Origin of the sequence: Pseudomonas sp. TMW 2.1634 (assembly GCF_001703595.1) — a bacterium.
Lineage (GTDB): Bacteria > Pseudomonadota > Gammaproteobacteria > Pseudomonadales > Pseudomonadaceae > Aquipseudomonas > Aquipseudomonas fragi.
In genome coordinates, this window is record NZ_CP016849.1 from 4,080,027 (window position 1) to 4,105,948 (window position 25,922).

27 protein-coding genes are annotated in these 25,922 nt (G+C 61.3%); 9 read left to right on the top strand and 18 right to left on the bottom strand.

Features of this window, described 5'->3' with window-relative positions; all coding sequences use genetic code 11:
* Positions 1 to 6 precede the first annotated feature (6 nt).
* From BFC21_RS19255 to coxB, 6 genes are all read right to left on the bottom strand, one after another.
* Positions 7 to 600 carry a hypothetical protein gene (locus tag BFC21_RS19255; protein WP_088378659.1) on the bottom strand — a complete coding sequence of 198 codons (594 nt, stop codon included), beginning with the start codon at positions 598 to 600 and terminating at the stop codon, positions 7 to 9.
* Entirely contained in the window at positions 575 to 1,312 is a 738-nt protein-coding gene (locus BFC21_RS19260) for an SURF1 family protein (RefSeq protein ID WP_088378660.1), read from the bottom strand. Before BFC21_RS19260 ends, BFC21_RS19255 begins: the two co-directional genes overlap by 26 nt.
* A complete protein-coding gene (locus tag BFC21_RS19265; RefSeq protein WP_088378661.1) occupies positions 1,309 to 2,196 on the bottom strand; it encodes a cytochrome c oxidase subunit 3 in 888 nt (295 codons plus the stop codon). Before BFC21_RS19265 ends, BFC21_RS19260 begins: the two co-directional genes overlap by 4 nt.
* A gap of 11 nt (positions 2,197 to 2,207) precedes the next feature.
* The gene (locus tag BFC21_RS19270) at positions 2,208 to 2,780 is read right to left on the bottom strand and encodes a cytochrome c oxidase assembly protein (RefSeq protein WP_088378662.1); all 573 of its coding nucleotides are present in this window, start codon (positions 2,778 to 2,780) and stop codon (positions 2,208 to 2,210) included.
* Between the two features lie 130 nt (positions 2,781 to 2,910).
* Positions 2,911 to 4,500, bottom strand: coding sequence for a cytochrome c oxidase subunit I (gene ctaD / locus BFC21_RS19275; RefSeq protein WP_088378663.1), 1,590 nt, complete (start codon positions 4,498 to 4,500; stop codon positions 2,911 to 2,913).
* Between the two features lie 82 nt (positions 4,501 to 4,582).
* Entirely contained in the window at positions 4,583 to 5,707 is a 1,125-nt protein-coding gene (gene coxB, locus BFC21_RS19280; RefSeq protein ID WP_095003978.1) for a cytochrome c oxidase subunit II, read from the bottom strand.
* Positions 5,708 to 6,051: 344 nt separating this feature from the next.
* Here coxB and BFC21_RS19285 point away from each other — a divergent pair, with 344 nt between their 5' ends.
* Positions 6,052 to 6,687: a hypothetical protein gene (locus BFC21_RS19285; RefSeq protein ID WP_088378665.1), complete on the top strand. Its 636-nt coding sequence runs from the start codon at positions 6,052 to 6,054 to the stop codon at positions 6,685 to 6,687.
* Between the two features lie 115 nt (positions 6,688 to 6,802).
* Here the strand turns inward: BFC21_RS19285 and BFC21_RS19290 are convergent, their stop codons facing one another.
* Genes BFC21_RS19290 through BFC21_RS19300 form a run of 3 tightly spaced genes read right to left on the bottom strand, consistent with a single transcriptional unit; the run spans position 6,803 to position 8,686 of the window.
* A complete protein-coding gene (locus tag BFC21_RS19290; RefSeq protein ID WP_016782729.1) occupies positions 6,803 to 7,516 on the bottom strand; it encodes a carbonic anhydrase in 714 nt (237 codons plus the stop codon).
* Positions 7,517 to 7,559: 43 nt separating this feature from the next.
* Positions 7,560 to 8,054, bottom strand: coding sequence for a DUF523 domain-containing protein (locus BFC21_RS19295; protein WP_016782728.1), 495 nt, complete (start codon positions 8,052 to 8,054; stop codon positions 7,560 to 7,562).
* Positions 8,051 to 8,686, bottom strand: coding sequence for a 2OG-Fe(II) oxygenase (locus BFC21_RS19300; protein ID WP_016782727.1), 636 nt, complete (start codon positions 8,684 to 8,686; stop codon positions 8,051 to 8,053). The genes BFC21_RS19295 and BFC21_RS19300 overlap by 4 nt, the downstream gene beginning before the upstream one ends.
* 152 nt (positions 8,687 to 8,838) lie before the next feature.
* Here BFC21_RS19300 and BFC21_RS19305 point away from each other — a divergent pair, with 152 nt between their 5' ends.
* The gene (locus BFC21_RS19305; protein WP_088378666.1) at positions 8,839 to 9,591 is read left to right on the top strand and encodes a hypothetical protein; all 753 of its coding nucleotides are present in this window, start codon (positions 8,839 to 8,841) and stop codon (positions 9,589 to 9,591) included.
* A 78-nt stretch (positions 9,592 to 9,669) separates the two neighbouring features.
* Here the strand turns inward: BFC21_RS19305 and BFC21_RS19310 are convergent, their stop codons facing one another.
* The gene (locus BFC21_RS19310) at positions 9,670 to 10,611 is read right to left on the bottom strand and encodes an alpha/beta hydrolase (protein ID WP_095003977.1); all 942 of its coding nucleotides are present in this window, start codon (positions 10,609 to 10,611) and stop codon (positions 9,670 to 9,672) included.
* Between the two features lie 108 nt (positions 10,612 to 10,719).
* On the opposite strand from BFC21_RS19310, the gene BFC21_RS19315 reads away from it, so the two are divergent.
* Positions 10,720 to 11,307 (top strand): DUF6436 domain-containing protein, encoded by a 588-nt coding sequence (locus BFC21_RS19315; RefSeq protein WP_088378668.1) that lies wholly within the window; start codon positions 10,720 to 10,722, stop codon positions 11,305 to 11,307.
* A gap of 37 nt (positions 11,308 to 11,344) precedes the next feature.
* Complete coding sequence (locus BFC21_RS19320; protein WP_088378669.1) at positions 11,345 to 13,726, top strand: penicillin acylase family protein; 2,382 nt, start codon at positions 11,345 to 11,347, stop codon at positions 13,724 to 13,726.
* 133 nt (positions 13,727 to 13,859) lie between these two features.
* Here the strand turns inward: BFC21_RS19320 and ubiA are convergent, their stop codons facing one another.
* Both ubiA and BFC21_RS19330 read right to left on the bottom strand, forming a co-directional pair.
* Entirely contained in the window at positions 13,860 to 14,750 is an 891-nt protein-coding gene (gene ubiA, locus BFC21_RS19325; protein ID WP_088378670.1) for a 4-hydroxybenzoate octaprenyltransferase, read from the bottom strand.
* The gene (locus BFC21_RS19330; RefSeq protein ID WP_088378671.1) at positions 14,750 to 15,313 is read right to left on the bottom strand and encodes a chorismate lyase; all 564 of its coding nucleotides are present in this window, start codon (positions 15,311 to 15,313) and stop codon (positions 14,750 to 14,752) included. Before BFC21_RS19330 ends, ubiA begins: the two co-directional genes overlap by 1 nt.
* A gap of 203 nt (positions 15,314 to 15,516) precedes the next feature.
* Between BFC21_RS19330 and BFC21_RS19335 the strand changes: the two genes are divergently transcribed.
* The 4 genes from BFC21_RS19335 (at position 15,517) to BFC21_RS19350 (ending at position 17,908) form a co-directional block, all read left to right on the top strand.
* On the top strand, positions 15,517 to 15,684 hold the full coding sequence (locus BFC21_RS19335) for a rubredoxin (protein WP_003437744.1): 168 nt from the start codon (positions 15,517 to 15,519) through the stop codon (positions 15,682 to 15,684).
* 39 nt (positions 15,685 to 15,723) lie between these two features.
* The gene (locus BFC21_RS19340; protein ID WP_088378672.1) at positions 15,724 to 16,872 is read left to right on the top strand and encodes an NAD(P)/FAD-dependent oxidoreductase; all 1,149 of its coding nucleotides are present in this window, start codon (positions 15,724 to 15,726) and stop codon (positions 16,870 to 16,872) included.
* A gap of 189 nt (positions 16,873 to 17,061) precedes the next feature.
* A complete protein-coding gene (locus BFC21_RS19345; protein ID WP_016782719.1) occupies positions 17,062 to 17,337 on the top strand; it encodes an HU family DNA-binding protein in 276 nt (91 codons plus the stop codon).
* A 190-nt stretch (positions 17,338 to 17,527) separates the two neighbouring features.
* Positions 17,528 to 17,908 (top strand): hypothetical protein, encoded by a 381-nt coding sequence (locus BFC21_RS19350; protein ID WP_016782718.1) that lies wholly within the window; start codon positions 17,528 to 17,530, stop codon positions 17,906 to 17,908.
* Between the two features lie 67 nt (positions 17,909 to 17,975).
* Here BFC21_RS19350 and BFC21_RS19355 read toward each other — a convergent pair whose 3' ends face one another.
* The 6 genes from BFC21_RS19355 to exbB form a co-directional block, all read right to left on the bottom strand.
* The gene (locus BFC21_RS19355; RefSeq protein ID WP_177342597.1) at positions 17,976 to 19,370 is read right to left on the bottom strand and encodes an aminoacyl-tRNA deacylase and HDOD domain-containing protein; all 1,395 of its coding nucleotides are present in this window, start codon (positions 19,368 to 19,370) and stop codon (positions 17,976 to 17,978) included.
* 75 nt (positions 19,371 to 19,445) lie between these two features.
* A complete protein-coding gene (recG, locus tag BFC21_RS19360; protein WP_095004046.1) occupies positions 19,446 to 21,521 on the bottom strand; it encodes an ATP-dependent DNA helicase RecG in 2,076 nt (691 codons plus the stop codon).
* Between the two features lie 11 nt (positions 21,522 to 21,532).
* Positions 21,533 to 22,453 (bottom strand): hydrogen peroxide-inducible genes activator, encoded by a 921-nt coding sequence (locus tag BFC21_RS19365; protein ID WP_016782715.1) that lies wholly within the window; start codon positions 22,451 to 22,453, stop codon positions 21,533 to 21,535.
* A gap of 162 nt (positions 22,454 to 22,615) precedes the next feature.
* The gene (locus BFC21_RS19370; RefSeq protein ID WP_088378674.1) at positions 22,616 to 23,362 is read right to left on the bottom strand and encodes an energy transducer TonB; all 747 of its coding nucleotides are present in this window, start codon (positions 23,360 to 23,362) and stop codon (positions 22,616 to 22,618) included.
* Complete coding sequence (exbD, locus tag BFC21_RS19375) at positions 23,359 to 23,784, bottom strand: TonB system transport protein ExbD (protein ID WP_016782713.1); 426 nt, start codon at positions 23,782 to 23,784, stop codon at positions 23,359 to 23,361. The genes BFC21_RS19370 and exbD overlap by 4 nt, the downstream gene beginning before the upstream one ends.
* 6 nt (positions 23,785 to 23,790) lie before the next feature.
* A complete protein-coding gene (gene exbB, locus BFC21_RS19380; RefSeq protein WP_088378675.1) occupies positions 23,791 to 24,771 on the bottom strand; it encodes a tonB-system energizer ExbB in 981 nt (326 codons plus the stop codon).
* 188 nt (positions 24,772 to 24,959) lie between these two features.
* On the opposite strand from exbB, the gene BFC21_RS19385 reads away from it, so the two are divergent.
* Entirely contained in the window at positions 24,960 to 25,808 is an 849-nt protein-coding gene (locus BFC21_RS19385) for an NAD-dependent epimerase/dehydratase family protein (RefSeq protein ID WP_088378676.1), read from the top strand.
* Positions 25,809 to 25,922: the final 114 nt, after the last annotated feature.

The window sequence follows — 25,922 nt, forward strand, 5'->3', positions numbered from 1 at the left end:
AGCCCTCTATCCGATATTGGACAGCTTCAGCAGCAGGCGCAGGTCGTTGAGCACGTCCTTGCCGACCACTCCGGGGCCGTAGCGCAGCACCAGATTGCCGTGGGGGTCGATGATCCACAGTTGCGCCGCACCGTTGCCCTCGGCGCCCTGTGTATAAGTCGGCAGATCCAGGGTGTAGCGCTGCAATTGCGGGTACTCGAGTTGCAGTGTCGCGGCGTAGGCGGCATCCACCGGTTGTGCGGCCGCCAGGGCGTGGCTGGCGCGGGAGGCATCGCGGCCCAGGCCAATTTGCAGTTGCCGGGCCAGGTACACCAGTTGCTGGCAGTCCGCCGCGCAGGCTTGTGGCGCGGTCACCAGCAGTTGCCAGCGTTGTTCATCAGCCGTCACCCCAAGGGCGGCGCGGCTTTGCCCGTTGCCGAGCAACTCGCCGTGGTAGCTGCGGCTTTCGGGCAGCCAGAACTTGAGTTTGTACATGCCCGTGGCCAGCACCATCGGGCCGACGGTGAGCAGCAAAATAAGGACCAGCTGCAACCGCCCGCGCCGGCGTGTAACCGGCGACGGCGCGGGCGCGGAGTCAGGCGGATTGATGGCCGTTCCCATGGCGTTTCTCCTGTGCTGTGTGCCAACCGAGGTACAGATAGAGGCCGAGCAACGCCAGTGCCATTGCGAACCATTGCACGGCATAGGCGGTGTGTTTTTCCGGGCCCATGCCCGTGGCAATCAGCGGCCAGTCGGCCTGATACGCCGCCGGGCCGGGGGCGATGCGCACTTCGTCGGCAAAGCCTTCACGGCCCAGTTCGGCCCACAGTTTGGCGGGCATGACGGCCGTCACCAGCCGAGGCCAGGGGGCGTTTAGCGGGTCGGCGTGTAGCTGGAAGGGCGTGCCCGGCGACTCATAGACCCAGGCCTGAATATCCAGGATTTGCCCGGGGGTGCTGAACTGCGGCGGGGTGCGGCGGCTTGGCCACGGCAACCAGCCGCGGTTGAGCAACAGCCACTGGCCGCTGGCCTGATCCTGAAACGGTTGCAGCAACTCGACGCCGACCTGGCCGTCACGCACGCGGTTGTCCAGCAACAGGCTGTGTTGCCCGTCGAAATGGCCGCGCAACTGCACGCGGCGAAAGGCCGGGTCGGCAAGCCCGAGCAATTGCCCGACTGCTACCGGTGCGGCCACCTTGCGTTCGGCGTAGTTGTCGAGCAATACGCGTTTTTGCTCTGCGCGGCCCAACTGCCAGAAGCCCAGAAACACCAGCAGTGGCAACACTGCCAGCACCATGAGGGTGGGCGCGATACCGGGGCGAAAGTGAGTCATAGCACATAAACAAACAAGAACAGACCGAGCCACACCACGTCTACAAAGTGCCAGTACCAGGTCGCGGCCTGAAAGCCGAACTGATGCTCGGCATTGAAATGCCCGCGCACGATGCGAATCAGCATGATCAACAAGATCAGTGCGCCGATGGTGACGTGGGCGCCGTGAAAGCCGGTGAGCATAAAGAATGTCGCGCCATAGATCCCCGAGCCCAGGGTCAGGCCCAGCTCTTTGTAGGCGTGGACGTACTCCTCGGCCTGGAACCCCAGAAACCCGGCCCCCAGCAACACCGTCAACCCCAGCCAGAACTTCAGCGCGCCGCGATGGCCCTTGTTCAGCGCGTGGTGGGCGATGGTCAGGGTGATACTGGAACTGACCAACAGTACGGTGTTGAGCAGCGGCAGGCCCCAGGGGCTGATGGTGCCCTTGGGTGGCGGGTACAGGGCAGGGTCGGGGGTGTGCAGCAGCGGCCAGGCGAACTGAAAGTCGGGCCACAGCATGTGTGCCACCGCCTTGCTGCCTTCACCGCCCAGCCACGGGCCAGCAAAGTGACGCACATAAAACAGGGCACCAAAAAAGGCGAGAAAGAACATCACCTCGGAAAAAATAAACCAGGTCATGCCCCAGCGAAACGAGCGGTCCAGTTGTGAGCTGTAGAGCCCGGCGCGGCTCTCTTTGATCACGGCGCCAAACCAGCCGAACATCATGTAGGCCACAATCAAGCCACCGACGAAGAAGATCAGCGGCCCGTGGGACTCAGGCCGCGCCGCCTTAAGATCGTTAAACCATGTGCCCAGGCCATACACCGTGACCAGCAAGCCGATAGTGGCAATGATCGGCCACTTGCTCTGTGCCGGGACGTAGTACTGATCGTGAGTTGCCATGGGGCGTTCTCCTATCGGGAAGGCTGGTCAGCGTCCTTGCCGGCGACAGCGGCGACGGGCGGATGGCGAGCGGTGATATCGAACAGCGTGTAAGCCAGCGTCAGGTGTTTAACATCCTTGGGCATGGCCCGATCGACAATGAAGCGCATCGGCATTTCGATCCGTTCACCCGGTTGCAGCACCTGTTGGGTAAAGCAAAAACACTCGGTTTTGTGAAAATACTGAGCGGCTTCGGCGGGAGAAATGCTCGGCACCGCTTGCGCCGACATGGGGTGGTCGGTGGGGTTGTAGGCGACAAAGACCATCTCATTGACCGCCCCCGGGTTGACCACCAACTGATCCCCCTTGGGGTAGAAGTCCCACACCATGTCGATGGCGTTGGTGGACAAAAACTGCACCCGCACCTGACGGCTCGGGTCTACCACCTGCTCGCCCTCATATTGCCCGGCGGTCTTGCCGTTGATGCCGAAGGCCTTGCACATCACGTCGTAAATCGGCACCAGGGCAAAGCCAAAGGCAAACATCACTACCACCATCAGCAACAGGCGCAGCACCAGGCGTTTGATGGGGGTTGAGTTGTTCATCAGTGCACTCCACACCTGTAGTCGCTGCCGCAGGCTGCGATAACGGCCGCAGGACGTTGCTTGAAAGCGCGCCCGCTTCGCGGTCGATCGCAGCCTGCGGCAGCGGCTACACGAGTTTCATGTGAGCCGTTCATTTAATTTCCGGCGGCGTGGTAAAGGTGTGGTACGGCGCGGGCGAAGGCACGCTCCATTCCAGACCTTCGGCGCCGTCCCACGGCTTGGCCAGCGCAGGCGGGCCGCCGCGAATGCATTTGATGACGATAAACAGGAACAAAAGCTGCGTGGTGCCAAACATGAACCCGCCAATCGACGACACCATGTTGAAATCGGCAAATTGCAGGTTGTAGTCCGGAATTCGCCGCGGCATGCCCGCCAACCCCACAAAGTGCATCGGAAAAAACGTCAGGTTCATACCCACGAATGACAGCCAGAAGTGCAGCCTGCCCAGCGTTTCGTCATACATGTGGCCGGTCCATTTCGGCAGCCAGTAGTAGGTCGAAGCAAAGATCCCGAAAATCGCCCCCGGCACCAGCACATAGTGGAAATGCGCCACCACAAAATAGGTGTCGTGGTACTGGAAATCGGCCGGGGCAATGGCCAGCATCAACCCGGAAAACCCGCCGATGGTGAACAAAATCACAAAGGCCACGGCGAACAGCATCGGCGTTTCAAAGGTCAGCGAGCCTTGCCACATGGTGCTGGCCCAGTTGAACACCTTGACCCCCGTCGGCACCGCGATCAACAGCGTGGCGTACATAAAGAACAGCTCGCCCACCAGCGGAATGCCCACCACAAACATGTGGTGCGCCCACACGATAAACGACAGGAAGGCGATGCTGGCCGTGGCGTAGACCATTGAGGTGTAGCCAAACAGCGGCTTGCGCGAGAAGGTCGGGATGATCGAGCTGACGGCGCCGAAAGCCGGCAGGATCATGATGTACACCTCGGGATGGCCGAAAAACCAGAACACATGCTGGAACAGCACCGGATCACCACCACCCGCGGCGCTGAAAAAACTGGTGCCGAAGTGAATGTCCATCAACATCATGGTCACCACGCCCGCCAGTACCGGCATCACCGCAATCAGCAGGAAGGCGGTGATCAGCCAGGTCCAGACAAACAGCGGCATTTTCATCAGGGTCATGCCGGGGGCGCGCAAATTAAGAATGGTGGCGATCACGTTGATGGCCCCCATGATTGAACTGATGCCCATCAAATGAATGGCAAAAATAAAGTAAGTCATGCTTTCGGGTGCATAGGTGGTGGACAGCGGGGCGTAGAACGTCCAGCCGAAGTTGGGTCCGCCCCCGGCGGTGAACAGTGTTGAAACCAGCAGCAGGAACGCCGCGGGCAACAGCCAGAAGCTGAAGTTGTTCATGCGCGGCAGGGCCATGTCCGGCGCGCCGATCATCAACGGGATCATCCAGTTGGCCAGGCCGACAAACGCCGGCATCACCGCGCCAAAGACCATGATCAGCCCGTGCATGGTGGTCATCTGGTTGAAGAAGGCCGGGGCCACGATCTGCAGGCCGGGCTGGAACAGCTCGGCGCGGATCACCATCGCAAACGAGCCACCGAGCAAAAACATGCAGAAGCTGAACCACAGGTACAAGGTGCCGATGTCCTTGTGGTTGGTGGTCAATACCCAGCGCATCAGGCCTTTGGCCGGGCCGTGAGCCTGGCCGTCTGCATGGCCGTGGTCATCGATAACAGCACTCATGTCCTGACTCCTGCAAACAGCTGGACCAAGAAGCCGGCGGCACAGTGCCCCCGACCGTTGCGTGGGCACACTCTTGAGCGGCTCATTTGCCTTGCGCCTGTTTGAGCGCCAATACGTCTTTTGGCGTCACCATGTCGCCCTTGTTGTTGCCCCAGGCGTTGCGCTCGTAGGTCACGACCGCAGCGATGTCGACTTCCGACAGTTGCTTGCCAAACGCGGCCATTGCCGTGCCCGGCTTGCCGAAGAACACCCGGTGCAGGTGATCGGCGGCAGGCCCGGTGGCAATCGGCGACCCCTTGAGTGCCGGGAACATCGGCGGCAGGCCCTGGCCCTGGGCCTGGTGACAGGCCACGCAAGTGGTGTGGTAGACCTTGTCGCCACGGGCCACCAGTTCGTCGAGGGTCCACTCCTTGCTGGTCAACTCCTTGAGTTGCGCCGCCTGGGCCTTGCGTTCGGTTAGCCAGGTGTCGTAATCGGCCCTGGTTTTGACATCGACCACAATCGGCATGAAACCGTGGTCCTTGCCGCACAGCTCGGCGCATTGGCCGCGATAGATGCCGGGCTTCTCGACGCGGGTCCAGGCTTCGTTGATAAAACCGGGGATGGCGTCACGCTTGACCGCGAAGGCCGGCACCCACCAGGAGTGGATCACGTCGGCCGACGTCACCAAAAACCGCACCTTGGCGCCAATGGGCAACACCAGCGGCTCATCGACTTCAAGCAGGTAATGCTCGCCCTTGGGGGCCTGGTTATGGATTTGATCAGCGGGGGTGGCCAGGTTGCTGAAGAACTCGACGTCCTGGCCCAGGTATTTGTAATGCCATTTCCACTGATAGCCGGTGATCTGGATATCGACGTCCGACTCACTGGTGTCGTAGATATGGATCAGGGTACGGGTCGCGGGCACGGCCATGACGATCAGGATCAGCAGGGGGATGATCGTCCACAGGATTTCGACTTTGGTGCTTTCATGAAACTTGGCCGCTTGCTGGCCGGTGGAGCGCCGGTGAACGATCATCGACCAGAACATGGCCCCGAAGACGATGATGCCGATCACCACACAGATCCAGAAGATGGTCATGTGCAGGTTGAAGACCGCGTGGCTGACTTCGGTCGCACCCGGCGCCATATTCACGGTCCAGGCCGCTTGTGCCTGGCCGAACACTGACCACAACAGCAGGCCCATCCATAGGTGTGGATGTCGCATCGCGGTGTTCCCCTTTGTTTTTCTTGTTATTGCGCCGGTCTGCATCGGTACACGGGCAGCGCTACAAGGGGGCGGTGTTCAAACCAGCTGTCTCTTACCGCCGAGCCTCGTCTGCTCAAGCAGTCGGGCGTCATCAAATAACGGTTACAAAAACGAGTATAGACACCCGGCCCAACCCCGCCATACGAGGGGCCAAAACAATGAAATAAGGGGGCATCGACAAATGGCACTCACTGCCCGGTCATAAAATGAATAACAATACTCCCCCTGAAAAAGCCCTCTCCTTGACTTGAGAGGGCTACTTTTAAAGTACCTCCCTGCCTGACACCCCCCCTGGAGTTCCCATGAACACCGCCGCCATCCGCGTGCAGATCTCGCGTGCCCAAGAGCATGAGGCCAGCACGGGCCTGCTCGCCAAGCATCTGGCCGCTCAATTGCCACACCTTCACACTGCAATCCAACTGCCTGAAGTCGACCGTAATGTGGTGATGACGCGTTTTGTCAGCGCCTATATCGACCAGGTGCCCGACTTGCTTGATGCGGCCAATGAGGTCGCTCGCGAGGCCGGTATCGAATCGCAGATCACGCCGATCCTGAAAATCGCCGAGCAGTTTTTTGCCCAGCCACTGCCGCTGCTCGATGGCCACGAAGGGCTGGAGGGTTTGCTGGACGAGGCTTACCTGGCGCACCGCCTGGTTGAAGAGGTCAACGATCTTTATATCAAGCACTTCCAGCAGCCGCTGATACCGCTGGACATGACCGTGGCCAACCTGATTGCCCACCAGTTGATCGGCGAAGACTTCGCCAACCAGCTGGACGCCGCCGTGCATCACGCCGTTGACATGATGCTCAACGAAGAGAGCTTTGCCCTGGAGTCGGTCGAGGCCTACCGCGAGCGCCTGACCAGCCCCGAGACCGGCGCTGCCTGGAAGCGCTGGCCGTGCCTGTCCAAGCAATTGGGCGTTGGCCTGGCGTTGTAAGATTTTTGCAGGCTTTTTGTGGGAGCTGGCTTGCCTGCGAAGCAGTCGCTGAGGTTTAACTGACAGACCGTGCTGAAGCCATCGCGAGCAAGCCCGCTCCCACCGATCATGCCGCTTAAAACCGCGCTTTGGGCGTCGCGCTCGGGATCGGGCTGGTGCCGTCCAGCGGCAGGAAGGCGCCCTTGTCGGCATCGTAGGCCTTGATGGCGCTGGTTTCGATGTCGTACACCCAGCCATGAATAAACAGATGCCCGTTGGCCATGCGTGACGCCACCGACGGGTGGGTGCGCAAATGCTGCAGTTGGGCGATCACGTTTTCTTCGGTCAGCACATGCATGCTTTCCGATTCATTCGCGCAGTTGCAGTTGTCCTGCACCATCGTCTTGGCCACTTCCACATGGTGCAACCAGGCTTTTACCGTCGGCATTTTTTTCAGGCTGGCGGGGTTGAGCACGGCGCGCATCGCGCCACAATCGGAATGCCCGCAAATGATGATGTGCTGCACACCAAGTGCCAGGACTGCGTACTCGATGGCCGTGGAAACACCACCGTTCATCTGGCCGTAAGGCGGTACAACGTTGCCCACGTTACGGGTCACGAACAGGTCACCCGGTGCGCTCTGGGTGATCAGCTCCGGCACGATGCGCGAATCGGCGCAGGCGATAAACATCGCCCGCGGGTTTTGCGCCGTGGCGAGTTTTTTGAAAAAAGCTTCTTGTTCAGGGAAGATTTCGTGATGAAAGTGCAAAAAGCCATCAACGATATGGTGCAGTGCTGTGTCGGCACTTTCGGCCGCGGCCGAGGCCTGTGGTTTAGGCTTGTCAGTCATCGTTGTATCCCTGGGCAAAAGTGGTAGCGGATGTTACCTGAAGTCATTTCTCCGTCAAAATACCCAGTGCTTTGGCCGCTTCTTCCAGCTCCAGTTCACTGAATACCTGTACCCCGGCACGGGTCAACAAGGCCGCAGTTACGCCTTGCCCTTCGACTTTTACCCCACTAAAGCTGCCGTCATAGGTTAGCCGGTTGCCGCAGGACGGGCTGTTGGCCTTGAGAATAGCAAGGCGGATGCCATGACGCTCAACCAGCGCCAGTGCCTGGCGCGCCCCGGATACAAACGCCTCGGTCACGTCCTCGCCTTCGGTGGTGATGACCGCAGCCTTGCCCGCGAGCACTTCGACGCCCTGGCCACCAGGGATTTCTGCTGCGGCGCGCGGCGTGGGCAAGCCGCCCGCGACTTCCGGGCACAGGGCAATCACCCGGCCTTCGGCCTGCCATTGCGCCAGTTGTGCATAGGGGCCGCTGGCGCCGCCGTCGTAACGCACACGGTGGCCCAGCAGGCAACGGCTGACCAATACTTTGGGGCTCATACAAACACCTCGGTGGCGCGACGGCGGAACCAGCCGGTCAACGACAGGCGGTCACGAGTCGCAGGCATGACTTCGTGGGGGATTTCGCCCGAAAGAAATACTACAAGGCAACCACCCGTTGGCAACACGTCATAGTCGACATTGCCGTCCAGGTACATGCGCAAATGCCCACCGTGCTCAGGCAGCCAGCCCTGGTTGAGATAGACCACGGCCGAAACCATGCGCCGGTCATCATCACGGAAACGGTCCAGATGCTTGAGGTAGAAAGCCCCCGGCGGGTACAGGGCAAAGTGGCTTTCAAAGTCCTCCAGGCCCAAAAAAAGCCTGCGATTCATGGCGATTCGCAGGCTTTCCATCAACCCCAGGTAACTGTCGCAGGCCAAAGCCTCACCCGGCTCCAACCATTGAATATGGTCCCCGCGAATACCTTCGCGGACCTCCTGCGTCACGCCGCGCCCTACCGCTGCCGGGGTCAGTTCACCCTCGGCAGAACGTTTATGGCACTCAGCCGCCAGTTCGAGGGTCAGAGCCTCGGGCAGGAAGATAGTTTGCTGTGACCATCCCTGCGTATACAGGTCGTCGACGATGCGTAGCAACAGCGGGTGATCAGAGGGTATGTGCATGGCGCGCATAGTATCGAGCCGCCTCAAAATCTGACAGCTCCGTCTGGCTGCCAACGTCGAAAAAAAACACTTGGGCATTTTAAGCCTACAAGAGCGAGAGGAATTCTCGACAAGTCCTACGCCACACCCGGACAATAGCGCCCTGCAGACAGGAGCCCCTCATGCACCGCTTGTTTTTACTGTTAATGATGTTTTGTACGTTACCCGCATGGGCAGACAACCTCGATGATCTGTTTACGGTCGCCGGCTGGCCACAACAACGTGCGCACTTCAATGACGCACTGAGCGCTGCCCAGGAACGCTACCGCAACAATTTGCCGCCTGCGGTCTATCAGGCGCTGGTCAATAACAGCAACCAGCGCTTTGAAGCTGCGGCGATGGACAAGCGGGCCAGGGACCAGATGCGCAGCAACTTGCCTGACCCAAAGCCGGCCTTGATGTTTTTTCGCTCGCCCCTGGGCGGCAAGATTGTCTCTGCCGAGTTGCTGGCCACCCGCCGCGACCAATTGGCCCAGCACGCCCAGGGCCTGCCGCGCATGGAGGCTGACGCCACCCGCCAGTTGTTGATCAATCATTTGTCCCGCGCACTGCCTGCGCGGGAAGCCGGGGCCGAGGTCAGCCTGGCAATTGCCGGTGTTGCCGCAGACAGCTTGAGTTCGATGATCCCGGGGCTACTGGGCGGCGGGCAAGCGCAAAGCATGTTGAACAGCCAGCGCCAGCGCCTCATGGACCAGATCGGCGGTGAGCTGGATAACACCTTGCTCTATGTGTATCGCGACCTGTCTGACCCGGAACTGGAAGAGTTCGTCACCTTCGCCCAGTCGCCTGACGGCAAGATCTATTATCAGGCTGCTCTGGCTGCAGTTCGCGCTGGATTGGCGGTGGGGCAAAGTACTGCAAACCTGAACCCATAAATCTACGGTGCCCATGTGGGAGCGGGCTTGCTCGCGATGGCATCGCAGGCAAGCCAGCGCCTGCAGCAAGAGTCAGTCTCAGAGATACTGGTCCAGAAAGCCGAAATACTGCTCGCGTATTGCGGCCGTTTCATTCGCCAGGTGGTGCCGCGCTTCAGGCAACAACAGCACCCGGGGCTGATTGAACCGGGTTTTGAGCACTTCAAGGTTATGTTGCCAATCCACGGTTTTATCGGCCTGGCCCTGAACCACCAATGGCTGACGCGCACTCGGCGACGCGTTCTCTATTCGCGGGATCCAGCGCGCCAGCGCGCCCACCCAGGCCGTGGGCAAACGCAGCGGTTGCAGCGGGTCGGCTTGCAGGAACGGCAAGAAAGCCGGGTCGTTGGAGTTCTCGCTAAAACGCCGGGCAATGCCTTTGACGAACGGGCGCAGCAGGTAGTAGCTGAGTTTTGACCAGCCCCAGTCTTTGGGCCGCACCAGCGGCGAGAGCAGAATGGCCTGGCCCTGGGCCGGGCTGCGCTCGCCGTAGCGCAACAGATGATCGAGCACAATTGCACCCCCCGTGCTTTGCCCGCACAGGTGCCAGGGCTGGGGCAGATGCAGCGACTGCGCCTCGATAAACAGCCCCTGCAACACCGCCTGATACTGTGCAAAATCGTCGATGCTGGCCCGCTCGCCACTGGACAGGCCGTGCCCTGGCAGGTCGCAGGCAATCACCACAAACCCGCGGTTCAACCCCCATTCGATCACATGTCGATACAGCCCCATATGGTCGTAAAAACCGTGAATCACAAACAGCGTTGCCACGGGCGGCGAGTCGGGCCACCACACCTGGCTGACCAGTTGATAGCCGCCCGCACTGAAGCACCCCAGCTGGCGCTTGGGAGCTGGCGTGCGGTGAGGGAAATCCAGCCCGTAAAAACGCTGGTACGCCAGCGCCTCACTCGATAGCGGCTGCCCGGCGGCCAACGGCTGCAGGCTGGCACGCAAGGAATCGGGAGAAAACGGGGCAGGCATAGGGGCTTCCAGACAGGGCGCGGTCGCGCAAAACAGGCTTTATAGACCATCGATATTCATCTGTCAGGTCAGGCATGGCAAGCTACGCGGCCTTCAAGGAGCTTTTGCATGCCGCTGCCCACGCCCAAAACCCTGCTGGCCTGCCTGCTGGCGCTGATCTGCGCGGTGGGGCTGTGGGCCGCTTATGACTGGTTCCAGGGCCGCTACATTCGCGCCTTCAGCGAGCAGACCGCGGTATTTGCCGGGGACATCCTGAGCCTGCCCGCCGAGCTGTCCGGCCCCGGGGCAATCCGCGTGGTGCACTTCTGGGACCCGGCTTGCCCGTGCAACGTCGGCAACCAGCAGCACCTCAGCGAGCTGCTGGCTCACTACGCGCCCCAAGGCGTCGAGTTCTATTCGCTGCAAAAGCCCGGCAGCCGCGGTCAGCTCCCCGCCACCCTGGGCGCCATCAAACCCCTGCACAGCCTGCCCGGCGCCGAGCGCCTGAGCGCCAGCCCGGCGGTCGCCATCTGGGACCGCAGCGGCCAGTTGGCCTACTTCGGCCCTTACAGCGAAGGTGCCACCTGCAATGCCAGCAACAGCTTTATCGAGCCGATCCTGCAAGCCCTGAGCGAGGGGCGCCCGGTCAAGGCCACGCACACGATGGCGGTGGGCTGTTACTGCGCGTGGCAGGGCGAGCGCTCTGCCCGGCCATAACGCCCTGGCGCCCACGACCCGAACAAGGAATTGCTCCATGAAACGCAGCCTGACCGTTATCGCCGTTGTCGTTGCCGCCCTCGCGGGTGGCGGGTTCTGGTATGTGCAAAGCAAGCTGCCCACGCGTCAGGGCCAGGTTGCGCTGGCGACGCTGCAAGGGCCGGTGACGGTGCGTTATGACGAGCGTGGGGTGCCGCATATCCGCGCAGGCAACCAGGCAGACATGTACCGCGCCCTGGGCTATGTCCAGGCGCAAGACCGGTTGTTTCAGATGGAAATCATGCGCCGCCTCGCGCGGGGCGAGCTGGCCGAAGTGCTGGGGCCAAAGCTGGTCGATACCGACAAGCTGTTTCGCAGCCTGCGGATCCGTGAGCGGGCCGCCAGCTACCTGGCTGAGCTGGACCCGCAGTCGCCAGCATTCCTGGCCTTGCAGGCGTACCTGGACGGCATCAACCAGTACCAGGCCCACCACGCCAGGCCCGTGGAGTTCGACCTGCTGGGCATCAAGCCACGGCCCTTTACGGCCGAAGACACCATCAGCGTCGCCGGGTACATGGCCTACAGTTTTGCCGCCGCCTTTCGCACAGAGCCACTGCTGACCTATGTGCGTGACCAACTGGGCAGCGATTACCTGAAGATTTTTGACCTCGACTGGCAACCCCAGGGTGTATTGGCCCCGGCGCTGGCGGCCAGTGACTGGAAAGCCCTGGGGGCGTTGGCGCAACTGAGCGATCAGGCCTTGAGCCAGGCAGGCTTGCCGCAGTTTGAAGGCAGCAACGCCTGGGTGGTGTCGGGCAAGCGCACGCAAAGCGGTAAGCCGCTGCTGGCGGGTGACCCGCACATTCGCTTTGCCGTGCCATCCGTGTGGTACGAGGCCCAGCTCTCGGCCCCGGACTTTGATTTGTATGGCTACCATCAGGCGCTGGTGCCGTTTGCGTTTCTGGGTAACAACCGCGACTTTGGTTGGAGCCTGACCATGTTCCAGAACGACGACCTGGACCTGATCGCGGAAAAGACCAACCCCGCCAACCCCAACCAGGTGTGGTACCACGGCCAGTGGGTCGACATGACCCGCAGCGAGCAACAGATTGCCGTCAAGGGCGAGGCGCCGGTGACCCTCACCCTGCGCCAGTCACCCCACGGGCCGATTATCAATGACGTGCTGGGCGCCACGGCGGGCAACACGCCGATTGCCATGTGGTGGGGCTTTCTGGAAACGAAAAATCCGATCCTCGAAGGCTTCTACCAGCTCAACCGTGCCGACACCCTGAGCAAGGCGCGTACGGCAGCGACGTTTATTCAGGCGCCGGGGCTGAACCTGGTGTGGGCAAACGCCAAGGGGGATATCGGATGGTGGGCAGCAGCGCAGTTGCCCAAACGCCCGGCGGGGGTCAACCCGGCATTCATCCTCGATGGCAGCACCTCACAGGCCGACAAAGACGGTTTTTACCCGTTCAGCGCCAACCCCCAGGAAGAAAACCCGGCGCGGGGCTATATCGTGTCGGCCAACTTTCAGCCGCTGTCGCCTGCCGGTATCGAGATTCCTGGCTACTACAACCTGGCCGATCGCGGCCAGCAGCTTGATCGCCAGCTCAGCGATGCCAGCGTGAAGTGGAACCTGAAAAACAGCCAGGCCCTGCAGTTGGGGACTGCCACAGGTTACGCGCAGCGTGTGCTCAAGCCCCTGTTGCCGGTGCTGCGCGAAGGGGTCACGGACCCGGGCGAACGCAAACTGGTGGAGCAACTGGCACAGTGGAAGGGTGATTACCCACTGGACTCAACTGCGGCGACCCTGTTCAACCAGTTTTTGTACAGCCTCACAGAGGCCACCATGCGCGACAAACTGGGTGACAATTTTTTTGATGCCATGCTGACAACGCGTGTGATCGATGCTGCCTTGCCGCGCCTGGCGGCCAGCCCGGATTCACCGTGGTGGGACAACCGTAGCACCGCGCGCACAGAAACCCGCGCCGATACGGTCAAGGTGGCGTGGCAGGCCAGCATCGCCCATTTGAAGGCCACCCTGGGTGACGACCCCGGGCAATGGCGCTGGGGCGTGGCCCACACCCTGACCCATGAACATCCGCTGGGGCGGCAAAAGCCCCTGGACTGGCTGCTCAACGTCGGCCCCTTCGCCGCCCCCGGCGGCCACGAAGTGCCCAACAACCTCAGCGCCAAGCTGGGCAATGCCCCGTGGCCAGTGAGCTACGGCCCGTCTACCCGGCGTCTGATCGACTTTGCCGAGCCGTCCCACGGGCTGACCATCAACCCGGTCGGGCAAAGTGGCGTGCCGTTCGACAAGCACTACCGCGACCAGGCCGAGTCCTACATCGAGGGTGATTACGACAAACCGCATATGGACGAAAACGAAATCCAGCTCAATACCCGCAGCACCTTGCGGCTGGTGCCAGCGGGGTAAGGCCGATGTGGGAGGGGGCTTGCTCGCGACTGGATCGTCGCGGTCTTGCAGCGCCACCGCGCTGTCCGCATCGCGAGCAAGCCCGCTCCCACAGGGGTTGGGTCAGCGTTGAAAAAACTCGCGGGGCAGGGGCTCAAGCCACCGCATAATTGAGCACGATGCCCACAAAAATCGCCAACCCCGCCCAGTGGTTGTGCAGGAAGGCCTTGAAGCAGCGCTGCGGATCGCGGTCGCGGGTATACCAGAATTCCCACACAAAACAGCCCGCCGCTGCCAGCAGGCCAAGGTGGAACCAGCCACCCAGTTCAAAGTGCGAACCCGCCAGCAGCAGGCATCCCAGGGCCAGCCCCTGCAAGCTCAGGATAATCACACGGTCGGCATCGCCAAACAGGATGGCGGTGGATTTGACGCCGATCTTGAGGTCATCTTCGCGGTCGGTCATGGCGTAGTAGGTGTCATACCCCACGGTCCACAGCAGGTTGGCGATGTACAGCAACCACGCCGCAGCCGGCAGGCTGCCGGTCTCGGCGGTGAAGGCCATCGGTATGCCCCACGAGAACGCCGCGCCCAGTACCACTTGCGGGTAGTAGGTGTAGCGCTTCATGAACGGGTAGGTGGCCGCCAGCGCCAGCGCGCCAAATGACAGCCACACGGTCTGGGCATTGGTACACAGCACCAGCAGGAAACTGACCCCCATCAGCAGCGCAAAGAACACCAGCGCTTCTTTACTGCTGATTTTTCCGCTGGCCATCGGCCGTTGTTCGGTCCGTTTGACGTGACCATCCACCTTGCGGTCGGCAAAGTCGTTGATCACACAACCCCCGGCGCGGGTCAGGATCACCCCGAGCACGAAGATCAGCAGGTTGGCCAGCGAGGGCACGCCCTTGGCCGCCACCCACAGCGCCCACAGGGTCGGCCACAGCAGCAGGTAGATGCCGATGGGCTTGTCCATGCGGGTCAGCTGGATAAAGTCCCAGGCGCGAGGGTTGAGGCGGTTCAGGGATTTGAGCAGGCGCGTGTACATCAGTTGTTCTCCGACCGGGCACCCAGGGCGGCCCACAGTTTGGGTAAAAACACTTCGGCCACCAGCACGCTCAGTTTTGCGCGCACAAAGCGCGAGCGGCGAGCCCACAGATGATTGGCCTGATCGGCCGGCGGCAGCCATTCACGCGGGTAGCGGCAGACCTGCAACGCGCCGCGTTCAAAGGCGTGGTCGCTGAACAGCAATTCGCCCAGCGAACGGGTACCCAATTCGTCCATGTTCAACCCGCCATCTTCCAGCGAGCTTTTGCCCGCGACGCTGCGGGCAAATACCCAGGGCTCGCCGCGTCCGCGTAAATACACTTCACGCACCCAGCCTTGAACGCCTTGTGGCAGGGCCAACGCTGCGCATTCGTCCGGGCGCAACACCTGCCAGCCCTCAAATAGCGGAAGTACGCTGAAGGAGTTATCTGAAACTATAGTGAGACGCCGAGTTAGCGAACCTTCGTCAAACAGCCAGTCCAGGGTCTGTGCGTCCGGCAACGCAGGCAACTGGCCTTGCTCAAGCCAGACGGGGGAGATAAGCGGAGACGTTATGTGCGGCACGGTGGGTCATAATTGGCAGCCATTGAGGCCAGCGAGCTTATCACGCTGCTCCTCGAATGAGCGGCCAAGGGACTGTTGCCAGCATTGGTGCTTGCATCTGCCTGTGGTCATCAGTACAAAACGCCCTGAATTTGACGAGCAGCCCGGCCCGCATCGAGAAGTTCGCGGCCTCGTCCATGCCTGAACCTGTAGGAATTAACCCGATGAAAAAGTGGCAATGCATTGTATGTGGACTGATTTACAACGAAGCCGACGGCTGGCCGGATGATGGCATCGCCCCCGGCACCCTGTGGCAAGACGTGCCGGAAGATTGGCTGTGCCCGGATTGCGGCGTCGGCAAAATGGATTTCGAGATGATTGAAATCAACTGATCGACCCTTTTAAAACCTGATTGACCCTTGGAGATTGGAATGAACGCACCTGTCGTGATCGTTGGCACCGGGCTGGCTGGCTATAACCTGGCCCGGGAGTTTCGCAAGCTGGACAGCGAAACCCCGCTGCTGCTGATCACGGCCGATGACGGGCGTTCTTATTCCAAGCCCATGCTGTCCACCGGCTTTGGCAAGAACAAGGAGGCCGACGGCCTGAGCATGGCCACGCCCGAGGCAATGGCCACGCAGCTCAAGGCTCAGGTGCGCACCCATACCCGCATCAGCGGCATCGACCCGGGCCACAAGCAATTGTGGATCGGCGAAGAGGCCGTGCCCTATCGCGACCTGATCCTGGCGTGGGGCGCGCAAACGGTGCGGGTGCCGGTGGAGGGTGATGCCCAGGACGCCATCTACCCGATCAACGATCTGGAAGATTACGCACGCTTTCGCGCTGCAGCGGCCGGCAAGCGCCGCGTGTTAATCCTTGGGGCCGGGCTGATCGGCTGCGAATTCGCCAATGACCTGATCGCAGGCGGCTACGAGGTCGACCTGGTCGCGCCCTGCGAGCAAGTGATGCCCACCCTGTTGCACCCTGCTGCCGCAGCGGCGGTGCAGGCCGGTCTGGAAGGCCTGGGCGCGCGCTTTCACCTGGGCCCGGTGCTGACCCGCCTGCAACGCACTGACTCCGGGCTGGAGGCGCATTTGTCCGATGCTAGTGTCGTGCCGTGCGATGTGGTGGTGTCGGCCATCGGCCTGCGCCCGCGCATCGATATGGCCGCGGCGGCGGGGATCAAGGTCAATCGCGGGGTTGAAGTGGATCGTCAGCTTAAAACCTCCCACGCCAATATCTATGCACTGGGCGATTGTGCCGAAGTTGATGGCCTTAACCTGCTGTATGTGATGCCGCTGATGAGTTGCGCCCGGGCACTGGCGCAAACCCTGGCAGGCAATCCGACCGCCGTCAGTTACGGGGCCATGCCCATTACGGTGAAGACCCCGGTGTGCCCGCTCGTGGTGTCACCTGTGCCGCGTGGCTGCGAAGGGGTGTGGACCGTGGAAGGCCAGGGTGGCGATATCAAGGCGCTGTGCCGCGACGCAGAGGGCAAGTTGCTCGGTTATGCCCTGACGGGGGAAGCCGTTCGCGAAAAACTGGCGCTAAACAAAGAGCTGCCTGCACTTTTGGCGTAAGCACGGCCTACTCTGTCGTATATGGCATTGCCTTGACTCAACAAAGCCTGTGCAGAGGCTGGCGCCGACCTTGGCCGCGTGCCATTCTCACACCGGTCTGCCGCAGTTTAGAGCCTGCGGCGCCTTGGGCGCTGTTCCGTAGAGAGCAGCACGGACATAACAACAAAAAACCGTCAAAGAGGCTTCATCATGCGTAAACCCGATCTCGCCGCAGCTATCGCTGAAAAGGCCGACCTAACCAAAGAGCAAGCCAACCGCGTTCTTAATGCAGTGCTGGAAGAAATCACCCAGGCCCTGCATCGCAAGGACAGCGTCACGCTGGTCGGCTTTGGCACCTTTATCCAGCGCCATCGCGGTGCCCGTACGGGGCAAAACCCGCAAACCGGTCAGCCGGTCACCATCAAGGCCAGCAACACGGTCGCGTTCAAGCCGGGCAAGTTCCTCAAGGACAGCGTGAACCCTTAAGGCGCTGGCGGCATGAAGAATGGGCAAGCTGGCCCTGCCAGCAGCCCATTCTTGATAAAGCACGGGTCGATTGTGCGGCCATAAGTGGCAAAATCCAGCCCATCTGCGCCTATCTATTCAGAAATATGGCGTTCTTCGCTCAAATCGTTACACTGCGCCGGCCATTTTTTAATTCCCCGAGGCCGCGTAAATGAAATTTCGTTTTCTGCTCTGGATGCTGGGCTTTCTGATGGGCAAAGCCAGCCGCAACAATCCTGCTTTCCAGCAACAGTTGGTGGACAAGGATCTGGTGTTCCAGCTGCAAACCCTCGACGGCAAAGTGGCCCGTCATTTCAAGGTCAAAGACCAGCGCATCACCAGCCACGGCGGCCTGTACCCGGAGCCGGCGTTTGCCATCGCCTTTAAAGATGCCGCCTACGGCTTCGCCACGCTGCAGGCAAAAAACAAGCAACTGGCGTTTATGACCGGGATTCAGGACAAGTCGATTCAGATCAAGGGCAATCCGGCGCTGGTGATCTGGTTCCAGGGCCTGACCAAGTACCTCAAGCCGCGTAAAAAGGCCAAGGTTTAAGGTCAAATGCCCCTCACCCCAACCCTCTCCCTCCGGGAGAGGGCCAGGGTGAGGGGCTTTCAGTGATTCAAGCCTGACCGAACTGCGCCGCCATCTCGCGCAGCAGCACTTCAGCTTCCAATACTTTGCCCACCACCGCCTCAGCCTTTTCTCGTGGCACGCCAAGACGTTCGAACAACGCATCCGGCAACGGCGCACAAGCCCCGTGCCCGATTCCGCGGCTGCGCAACAAGCCCAGGGCTACGCACACCAGGTTCGGATACTGCGCATCCACCCCCACATAAGCCGGGTCGTGTTGATAGCGTACGGCAATCGCCAACTCATCCGGCATCCCCCAGAAGCGCATCAGCCAGGCGCCCATCTGTTCACGGCTGATACCCAACAGATGCTGCTCGATCAGGCTGTGGCTGACATGAGGGTTGACCTCAAGATGACGGCAGATCAGCGAGAAATGTGGCGGGAACACATGGGCCAGCAGCAGGTAACCAAAGTTGTGCAGCAACCCGCCCAGATAAGTCATGCCGACTTCGGGGCGCTGCTCCCGGGGCATGGCCCGGGTCAGCCCTTCAATCACCGCCGCGGTGTAGATCGACTGCTGCCAGTAAGGAGTACTCGATTGCGGGTGGTCCTTGGGCAGGCTCAGTGTTTTGCCCAGCGACAGGCTGAGTGCCAGGTTGATCACCAGATCAACCCCCAGCACGCGCACAATGGCGTCTTCGACCGAGCGAATCTTGCTCTGCGAGGCGTAAAACGATGACGATGCCCAACTCATGACCTGCGCCGCCAGCGCCGGGTCAGTTTCGACCACGCTGGTGATTTCATCGATGGTCACATCAGGGTCGGAGCGCAGCCGCATGATTCTGCGCACGCTCTCGGTCAGCGGTGGCAGTTCGATGGTCGCCTCCAGCCGTTGCTGGATGCGCCGCGCCGTGAAGGCCTGCACCGCCCGGGTAATGGCCTCGCCATCGTCCCCGCCGAGATCAGGTGTGATGGCGCCCAGGGGCTCGCCAAAACGGCCGGCGCTGGCATTTTTGAGCAGGGGCTTGAAGTCTTGCTGGGCAATCTCCAGCCACAGGTCCGGTTCGCCCGTGCTGATCAGCAGTGAGGGTTGTTGCAGCAACTGTTCTTCGTACAGGCAGGGCGAGTTGACCAGCGCCGGCAAGCCCGGCAGCTGGCTCAGGCCATGCTTGTCCAGCAGCACCTGCAGGCGTTCCGGCGCAACGGCGGTCATGCGCCGCCCGGTCAAGTCGGCCAGGCGGTTAAGATCCAGTAAATGGTTCTGGGTGAACAGCACCAGCAGGGGGCCGATCGAATCGTCGAGCAGTACGGCATGCACCTTGCGCGCAGGGTCGAGCCCCGGGTGATCCGGGACTTTGCGATAGGCAACAGCCAGGTCACCGAGCAAGCGCCCGATAACAGATGGCGTGCTTGCAGCAGCAAGGGCACTGGCAACTTCAGTCATGGTCTGCATCCGTTCTGTACAACTCGATTTTGATTAGCTCTTGATCGGCCGCCGGGCCATTTACTGAATGGTCTTTTACACCTGACCATATTGCTGACCGTGGCGCAGCCAGCGATCAAGCAGGGGGCTGACATGGCCGGGCCAGCGTTCGATCAACGCCTGGGCGGCCTCGCGCACGGCGGGCAGCAGGTCGGCGTCGCGCATCAGGTCGGCGACCTTGAATTGCAGAAGACCGGTCTGGCGGGTGCCGAGCATTTCGCCGGGGCCGCGCAGTTCGAGGTCTTTTTCGGCGATCACAAAGCCATCGTTGGTCTCGCGCATGATGCCCAGGCGCTGACGGCCGATTTGTGACAGCGGCGGGTGATACAGCAGCACGCAATGGCTGACGGCGCTGCCCCGACCTACGCGCCCGCGCAACTGGTGCAGCTGGGACAGGCCGAGGCGCTCGGGGTTTTCGATGATCATCAGGCTGGAGTTGGGCACGTCGACCCCCACTTCAATCACCGTGGTGGCCACCAGCAGTTGCAGCTCGCCGGCCTTGAACCGGGCCATGACTTCGGCTTTTTCTGCCGCTTTCATGCGCCCGTGGATCAGGCCGACGCGCAGCTCGCCCAAGGCGCTGGAAAGATCCTCAAAGGTGGTTTCAGCTGCCTGACAGGTCATCTCCTCGGATTCTTCGATCAAGGTGCAGACCCAATAGGCCTGGCGCCCTTCGGCACAGGCGGCGCGCACCCGTTCAATTACCTCCAGGCGCCGGGTATCGACCACCAGCACTGTGTTGACTGGGGTACGGCCCGGCGGCAGCTCGTCGAGGATCGAGGTGTCGAGGTCGGCATAGGCGCTCATGGCCAGGGTGCGCGGGATCGGCGTGGCGGTCATGATCAACTGGTGCGGGCACATCACTCCGCCGACGCCCTTGTTGCGCAGGGCCAGGCGTTGCTGCACGCCGAAGCGGTGCTGCTCGTCGATGATCACCAGCGCCAGGTTCTTGAACTGCACGTTGTCCTGGAACAGGGCGTGGGTGCCAACCACCATCGGCACGCCGCTGGCGATTTGCTCCAGCGCACTGACCCGGGCCTTGCCCTTGAGCTTGCCGGCCAGCCACGCTACTTCAAGGCCCAAAGGCTCGAGCCAGCGCTTGAAGTTGATGAAGTGTTGCTCGGCGAGGATTTCCGTGGGCGCCATCAGGGCCACCTGATAGCCCGCTTCAAGCGCCTGCAGGGCCGCCATCGCCGCGACCACGGTCTTGCCGGAACCCACGTCGCCCTGGATCAGGCGCAGCATGGGTTCGGGCTGGCTGAGGTCGTAGGCAATCTCGTTACCGACGCGGGTCTGTGCGCCCGTCGGGGGGAAGCCCAGGTTGGCGAGGAACTGCACTGGCAATTTCTTTGCCTTGGGCAGCGCCGGGGCTTGTTGCGAGCGCAAGCTCTCACGCAGGCGCTGCTGCGACAGTTGGTGCGTCAGCAGCTCCTCAAAGGCCAGCCGGTGCTGGGCCCAGTGATGGCCCAGGGCGAGTTCTTCAACGTCGGCATCGGCGGGGGGCTGATGCAGGTAGCGGATGGCTGCATCCAGCGGGGCCAGCTGATAGTCCTTGGCCAGCTCCGGCGGCAGCCAATCGGGCAGGCTGCGCGGGCCGAGCATGGCCAGGCTCTGCTGGCTGAGCTGGCGCAAACGCTGTTGGGTCAGGCCTTCGGTGGTGGGGTAGATCGGCGTCAGGGTGGTGTCGACGGGTGGTGGCTCATCGCCGGTAATGGCGCGGTACTCGGGGTGGTAGATCTCCAGCCCCGAGGCGCCGGGGCGGGCCTCGCCATAGCAACGCACCTCGGTGCCGCGCTTGAGGCTTTCCTTTTGCGCATTGCTGAAGTGGTAGAAGCGCAGGCTCAGGCCGCCGGTGCCATCGTTGATGCGCACCAGCAAGCTGCGACGCTTGCCCATGACCACGTCGGCACCAATGACCCGGCCTTCGACCACCGCATCCTGACCGGGGCGCAAGGCGCCAATCGGCACCACGCGGGTGCGGTCCTGATAACGCAAGGGCAAATGGAACAGCACGTCCTGGACGTTCTCCAGCCCGACCTTGGCCAGTTTCTCGGCCATAGCCTCACCGACGCCCTTGAGCGCGGTGACCGACACGTTCGACAACTCGGTCATCGCACGGGCACTTAGGTCGCGGCAGGTGGCTTGGCCACCGAGCACAGGCGGATCGAGTCCGCGAGGATTTCAATTGCCTTGGGCCGCGGGAAGCTGGCGCGCCAGGCGATGGCCACGGTGCGAAACGGTACCGGCGGGGTCAGCGGGCGCACGGCCAGAATGCCCGGGGCATAGTGATGGCTGTCCACGGCCGACAACGGCAGGATCGAGATACCCAAGCCAGATGCCACCATATGACGGATGGTTTCCAGCGAGCTGGACTCCACCGTGGTGTGCATGGCGCCATCATTGCCTTTGGCCACGGTCGGGCAGGCTTCCAGTACCTGGTCGCGGAAGCAGTGGCCTTCACCCAGCAACAGCAGGCTCTTGTCGTTGAGCAGGCTGGCGTCGATGGTGTCTTTTTTGGTCCACGGGTGCTCGCTGGGCATCAGCACATAAAACGGCTCGTCGTACAGCGGCAGGGTCAGCACGTCGGCTTCATGGAACGGCAGGGCGATAATGATCGCGTCCAGCTCACCGTTACGCAGTTTGTCGCGCAGCACATGGGTGAAGTTTTCTTCGATATACAACGGCATCTGCGGGGCGACCCGGTGCAGTTGCGGGATCAGGTGCGGGAACAGGTACGGGCCTACGGTGTAGATCGCCCCCACTTTGAGCGGAGCCGTCAGCTGGTTTTTGCCGGCCTGGGCCAGTTCACGAATGCCCTGGGCCTGCTCAAGCACTTTTTGCGCCTGAGCCACGATGGCTTCACCCACCGGCGTGACGCGCACCGCGCTTTTGCTGCGCTCGAAAATCAGCACACCGAGTTCGTCTTCCAGTTTTTTCACACCCACCGACAGGGTCGGCTGGCTGACATGGCAACGTTCGGCTGCATGGCCGAAGTGCTGCTCTTGGGCGAGGGTAACGATGTAGCGTAATTCTGTAAGCGTCATAGCGGGCGTCCCTTTGGTTGCGGGCCAAGCATAGCGGCAGCAATCGATAGACGCACGTTATCAGACATTGCCCTCAGAGCTACAGTCGCCAATCACGCTATAACTGGTTTTTTATCCAGACCCCAGATGCACAAAAGGCACCCTGGGGTGCCTTTTGTGGTGTTAGCGCCGACGCTTATCGATGGAATAAACGAAGGGTGCCACGATCTCGATACTGCCATTGGTCAGCATTTCAGGCGGCGGCTTGGGCAACGGTTGTGCCCGGCGGATCATTTCCAGGGTGGCCCGGTCCAGATCAGCGTTACCCGAACGCCCTACCAGCTCGTAGGACAGCACCTTGCCTTCAGCGTCCACCACGAAGCGCAGACGGTTCAGGCCTTCCTTGCCACGGGATTGCGCAGCAGGCGGGTACTTCTTGTACTTGCCCAGGTGATTGAGCAGCGTACCTTCCCAGCTGGCCTTGGCAGCCAGTTGTTGCGCCGACGGCCCGGGGGCCGGTGCAGCGGACTTCTCGCTGGTGTTCTTGGTCGGCGTTGCGTCGCTCGGTTTTTCTTCTGAAGGCTTCTCTTTGACCGGGTCCGGTTTTTCCACAGGCTTGGGCGGTTGCGGCTTTTGCTTGGGCTTGACCGGTTTGGGTACAGAAATCTTCGGTTTAGGCGCTTCGGCCAGCTTGGGTATCGGCAACTCTTCCACCGGCGCCGGGGGTTGTGGTGGTGTCACCACTTTGGGCGGCGCTGGCGGTGGCGGTGCTGGCAACGGTGCCAGATCAACCATCATCGCTTGCGGCGGAAGTTCGATTGTCCGCGGGTTGGACCATTGCAGCATAAGAGCCACTGCTACTGCATGGATGGCCAACACCGCGGCCAGGCTGATTGCGTAACGCGTCATCTTTTGGCGCGCTATGGTCATTTCTTGGCTGCCGTCTCAAGTCCGACCAGACCTACCTTCAAGTAACCGGCTGCGCGCAAAGCATCCATCACGCTCATCAGGTCGCCGTAGTCCACGCCCTTGTCGGCCTGGAAGAAGATCGTCGTGTCTTTGTTGTTGTGGGTCCTGGCATCCAGGGTCGGGCCCAGGGCTTCAACCGTGACCGGCTCTTCGCCCAGGTACAGGCGCTGGTCAGCCTTGACGCTGAGAAACACGGGTTTCTCGGGCCGAGGCGCCGGCTTGGCGCTGGAAGCAGGCAGGTCAACCTTGATATCCACAGTGGCCAGCGGTGCTGCCACCATGAAGATGATCAGCAGTACCAGCATCACGTCAATAAAGGGGGTGACGTTGATTTCATGGTTCTCGGCGAGATCGTCATCGCCTTCTTTTAAATGCAGGCCCATGGCCGATTACCCCACTTTCACCATGTGCGGTTGCGAGCTGCGCTCGGGCGGCAGGTGATCGAGGTCACGGCTAACCAACAGCAACACTTCAGCAGACGCATCCGCCACCTGGGCCTTGTAGCCGGTGATGGAGCGGGCGAAGACGTTGTAAATCACGACCGCAGGGATCGCAGCAACCAGACCCAATGCCGTGGCCAACAGGGCTTCGGCAATACCCGGCGCAACCACGGCCAGGTTGGTGGTCTGGGTTTTGGCGATACCGATAAAGCTGTTCATGATGCCCCATACGGTACCGAACAGACCGACGAACGGTGCTGTGGAACCGATGGTGGCCAGTACGCCGGTGCCGCTGCTCATATTGCGACCGCACGCTGCAACCAGACGCTCAAGACGGAAGCTCACACGTTCCTTGATGCCTTCTTTCTCACGGCTGTTGGCCGACAGGCGCATTTCTTCAAGGGCGTCCTGCACCAGCAGGTGGGCCAGGGTGCCTTCTTTGCCAGCCGTTTCGCTGGCTTCTTTCAAGGTGCGGGCTTTTTTCAGTTGGGCGATTTCGCTGCGCAGACGACGCTTGGCGCCCAGCACTTCAAAGCCTTTGGCAATCCAGATCGTCCAGGTGATGATCGAAGCAATAGCCAGGCCGATCATGACGATTTTGACGATGATGTCTGCGTTTTTATACATGCCCCAAGGCGACAGGTCATGGGCCATGCCCAGGCTGTTGTCTTCTTCGGCAACGATTTGCGGTGCGTCATCGGCGGGAGCGGTTGCGCCCTCTACCAGTGTAGGATCAGTCGCACCTGGTGCAGCGACAGGTGCCGGGGCCGCTGCTTCGGTGGCCGCGTGTACGGCCGGGGTAGCAGGCTCGTCGGCAAAGGCCGCGACAGGTGCCAACATCAAGCTGAACATCAGCGCCGCAACCCCACGCCAGACGCGTGTTGGGCTCAAAGGCTGGGTTGGCGAAGCGGTGGGATGATTGCGTGTCATGCTAGCCGGACCTGAGAAAGTAATGAGGTAATGCCCTACAACGCGGTGTAAGACCAAGGGCAAAATGATGGGTTATTATTGCAAGTAATTCTTGTTAACAAAAGCAATAGCATCTGTTTTTTTCGAAAGTCACGACTTTGGTCGTGTCAAATCACGTCGTTTTGTAACTTTTCATTAGGATTTTTACGATGTCCAAAGCCTCTGTATTGATCGTCGGGTGCGGTGATGTCGGTAGCCGCCTGGCTACTCAACTGCTCGACGCGCACTGGCAGGTCTATGGCCTGCGCCGCTCCATCGAGCGTTTACCCACGGGGGTTATCGGTGTGGCGGGCGACTTGTTCAGTGAGCAATGCCCGGCACAATGGCCAACCGGCCCGACCGACTATGTGGTGTACAGCGCGGCGGCGACCGAGCATGACGAAGCGGGTTATCAGGCGGCGTATGTAGACGGCCTGAAAAACACCCTGGCCTGGCTCAAGCAGCATGGCCAACAGCCCAAGCGCCTGTTGTTTGTCTCCAGTAGCGGCGTTTACGCCCAAAAAGACGGGGAGTGGATCGACGAAACATCACCCGCCCTGAGCACCAACTACTCGGGCCGGATCATCCTGGATGCCGAACGGGTGGCGCTGGATAGTGGCATTGCTGCCAGTGCGGTACGCCTGACCGGGATCTACGGGCCGGGTCGTGAGTGGCTGCTGGGGCAAGTGCGCAAAGGCTATCGCGTGGCGGTTGAGCCGCCGCTGTATGGCAACCGTATCCATGCCGATGATGCGGCGGGGCTTTTGGCCTTTCTGCTTGAGGCGGATCGCCAGGGCAAGGCGCTGGATGATTGCTATATAGGTGTGGATAACGCACCGGCACCTTTGGCAGAGGTGGTGGACTGGTTGCGTGAGCGTTTGGGCATTACCGAATGGGCTGCCGAAGCGAGCGTGCGGCGGGCAGGCAGCAAGCGCTGCAGCAACGCCCGCGCCAAGGCGCTGGGCTGGGAGCCGCGCTATTCGAGTTACCGTGAGGGCTATGCAGCGGTTTTGGGCTAGCAGGCCTGAGAGTGGTCTTGTGGGAGCGGGCTTGCTCGCGATTCAGGCGGCGCGGTTTGAAAGAAAAATCGCGGCGATCTTATCGCGAGCAAGCCCGCTCCCACAGGTCAGGGG

Excerpts from the sequence above, each read along its gene's own strand:
- BFC21_RS19255 (WP_088378659.1), bottom strand. The coding sequence starts at position 600 with ATGGGAACGGCCATCAATCCGCCTGACTCCGCGCCCGCGCCGTCGCCG.
- BFC21_RS19260 (WP_088378660.1), bottom strand. The coding sequence starts at position 1,312 with ATGACTCACTTTCGCCCCGGTATCGCGCCCACCCTCATGGTGCTGGCA.
- BFC21_RS19265 (WP_088378661.1), bottom strand. The coding sequence starts at position 2,196 with ATGGCAACTCACGATCAGTACTACGTCCCGGCACAGAGCAAGTGGCCG.
- BFC21_RS19270 (WP_088378662.1), bottom strand. The coding sequence starts at position 2,780 with ATGAACAACTCAACCCCCATCAAACGCCTGGTGCTGCGCCTGTTGCTG.
- ctaD (WP_088378663.1), bottom strand. The coding sequence starts at position 4,500 with ATGAGTGCTGTTATCGATGACCACGGCCATGCAGACGGCCAGGCTCAC.
- coxB (WP_095003978.1), bottom strand. The coding sequence starts at position 5,707 with ATGCGACATCCACACCTATGGATGGGCCTGCTGTTGTGGTCAGTGTTC.
- BFC21_RS19285 (WP_088378665.1), top strand. The coding sequence starts at position 6,052 with ATGAACACCGCCGCCATCCGCGTGCAGATCTCGCGTGCCCAAGAGCAT.
- BFC21_RS19290 (WP_016782729.1), bottom strand. The coding sequence starts at position 7,516 with ATGACTGACAAGCCTAAACCACAGGCCTCGGCCGCGGCCGAAAGTGCC.
- BFC21_RS19295 (WP_016782728.1), bottom strand. The coding sequence starts at position 8,054 with ATGAGCCCCAAAGTATTGGTCAGCCGTTGCCTGCTGGGCCACCGTGTG.
- BFC21_RS19300 (WP_016782727.1), bottom strand. The coding sequence starts at position 8,686 with ATGCGCGCCATGCACATACCCTCTGATCACCCGCTGTTGCTACGCATC.
- BFC21_RS19305 (WP_088378666.1), top strand. The coding sequence starts at position 8,839 with ATGCACCGCTTGTTTTTACTGTTAATGATGTTTTGTACGTTACCCGCA.
- BFC21_RS19310 (WP_095003977.1), bottom strand. The coding sequence starts at position 10,611 with ATGCCTGCCCCGTTTTCTCCCGATTCCTTGCGTGCCAGCCTGCAGCCG.
- BFC21_RS19315 (WP_088378668.1), top strand. The coding sequence starts at position 10,720 with ATGCCGCTGCCCACGCCCAAAACCCTGCTGGCCTGCCTGCTGGCGCTG.
- BFC21_RS19320 (WP_088378669.1), top strand. The coding sequence starts at position 11,345 with ATGAAACGCAGCCTGACCGTTATCGCCGTTGTCGTTGCCGCCCTCGCG.
- ubiA (WP_088378670.1), bottom strand. The coding sequence starts at position 14,750 with ATGTACACGCGCCTGCTCAAATCCCTGAACCGCCTCAACCCTCGCGCC.
- BFC21_RS19335 (WP_003437744.1), top strand. The coding sequence starts at position 15,517 with ATGAAAAAGTGGCAATGCATTGTATGTGGACTGATTTACAACGAAGCC.
- BFC21_RS19340 (WP_088378672.1), top strand. The coding sequence starts at position 15,724 with ATGAACGCACCTGTCGTGATCGTTGGCACCGGGCTGGCTGGCTATAAC.
- BFC21_RS19345 (WP_016782719.1), top strand. The coding sequence starts at position 17,062 with ATGCGTAAACCCGATCTCGCCGCAGCTATCGCTGAAAAGGCCGACCTA.
- BFC21_RS19350 (WP_016782718.1), top strand. The coding sequence starts at position 17,528 with ATGAAATTTCGTTTTCTGCTCTGGATGCTGGGCTTTCTGATGGGCAAA.
- BFC21_RS19355 (WP_177342597.1), bottom strand. The coding sequence starts at position 19,370 with ATGACTGAAGTTGCCAGTGCCCTTGCTGCTGCAAGCACGCCATCTGTT.
- recG (WP_095004046.1), bottom strand. The coding sequence starts at position 21,521 with ATGACCGAGTTGTCGAACGTGTCGGTCACCGCGCTCAAGGGCGTCGGT.
- BFC21_RS19365 (WP_016782715.1), bottom strand. The coding sequence starts at position 22,453 with ATGACGCTTACAGAATTACGCTACATCGTTACCCTCGCCCAAGAGCAG.
- BFC21_RS19370 (WP_088378674.1), bottom strand. The coding sequence starts at position 23,362 with ATGACCATAGCGCGCCAAAAGATGACGCGTTACGCAATCAGCCTGGCC.
- exbD (WP_016782713.1), bottom strand. The coding sequence starts at position 23,784 with ATGGGCCTGCATTTAAAAGAAGGCGATGACGATCTCGCCGAGAACCAT.
- exbB (WP_088378675.1), bottom strand. The coding sequence starts at position 24,771 with ATGACACGCAATCATCCCACCGCTTCGCCAACCCAGCCTTTGAGCCCA.
- BFC21_RS19385 (WP_088378676.1), top strand. The coding sequence starts at position 24,960 with ATGTCCAAAGCCTCTGTATTGATCGTCGGGTGCGGTGATGTCGGTAGC.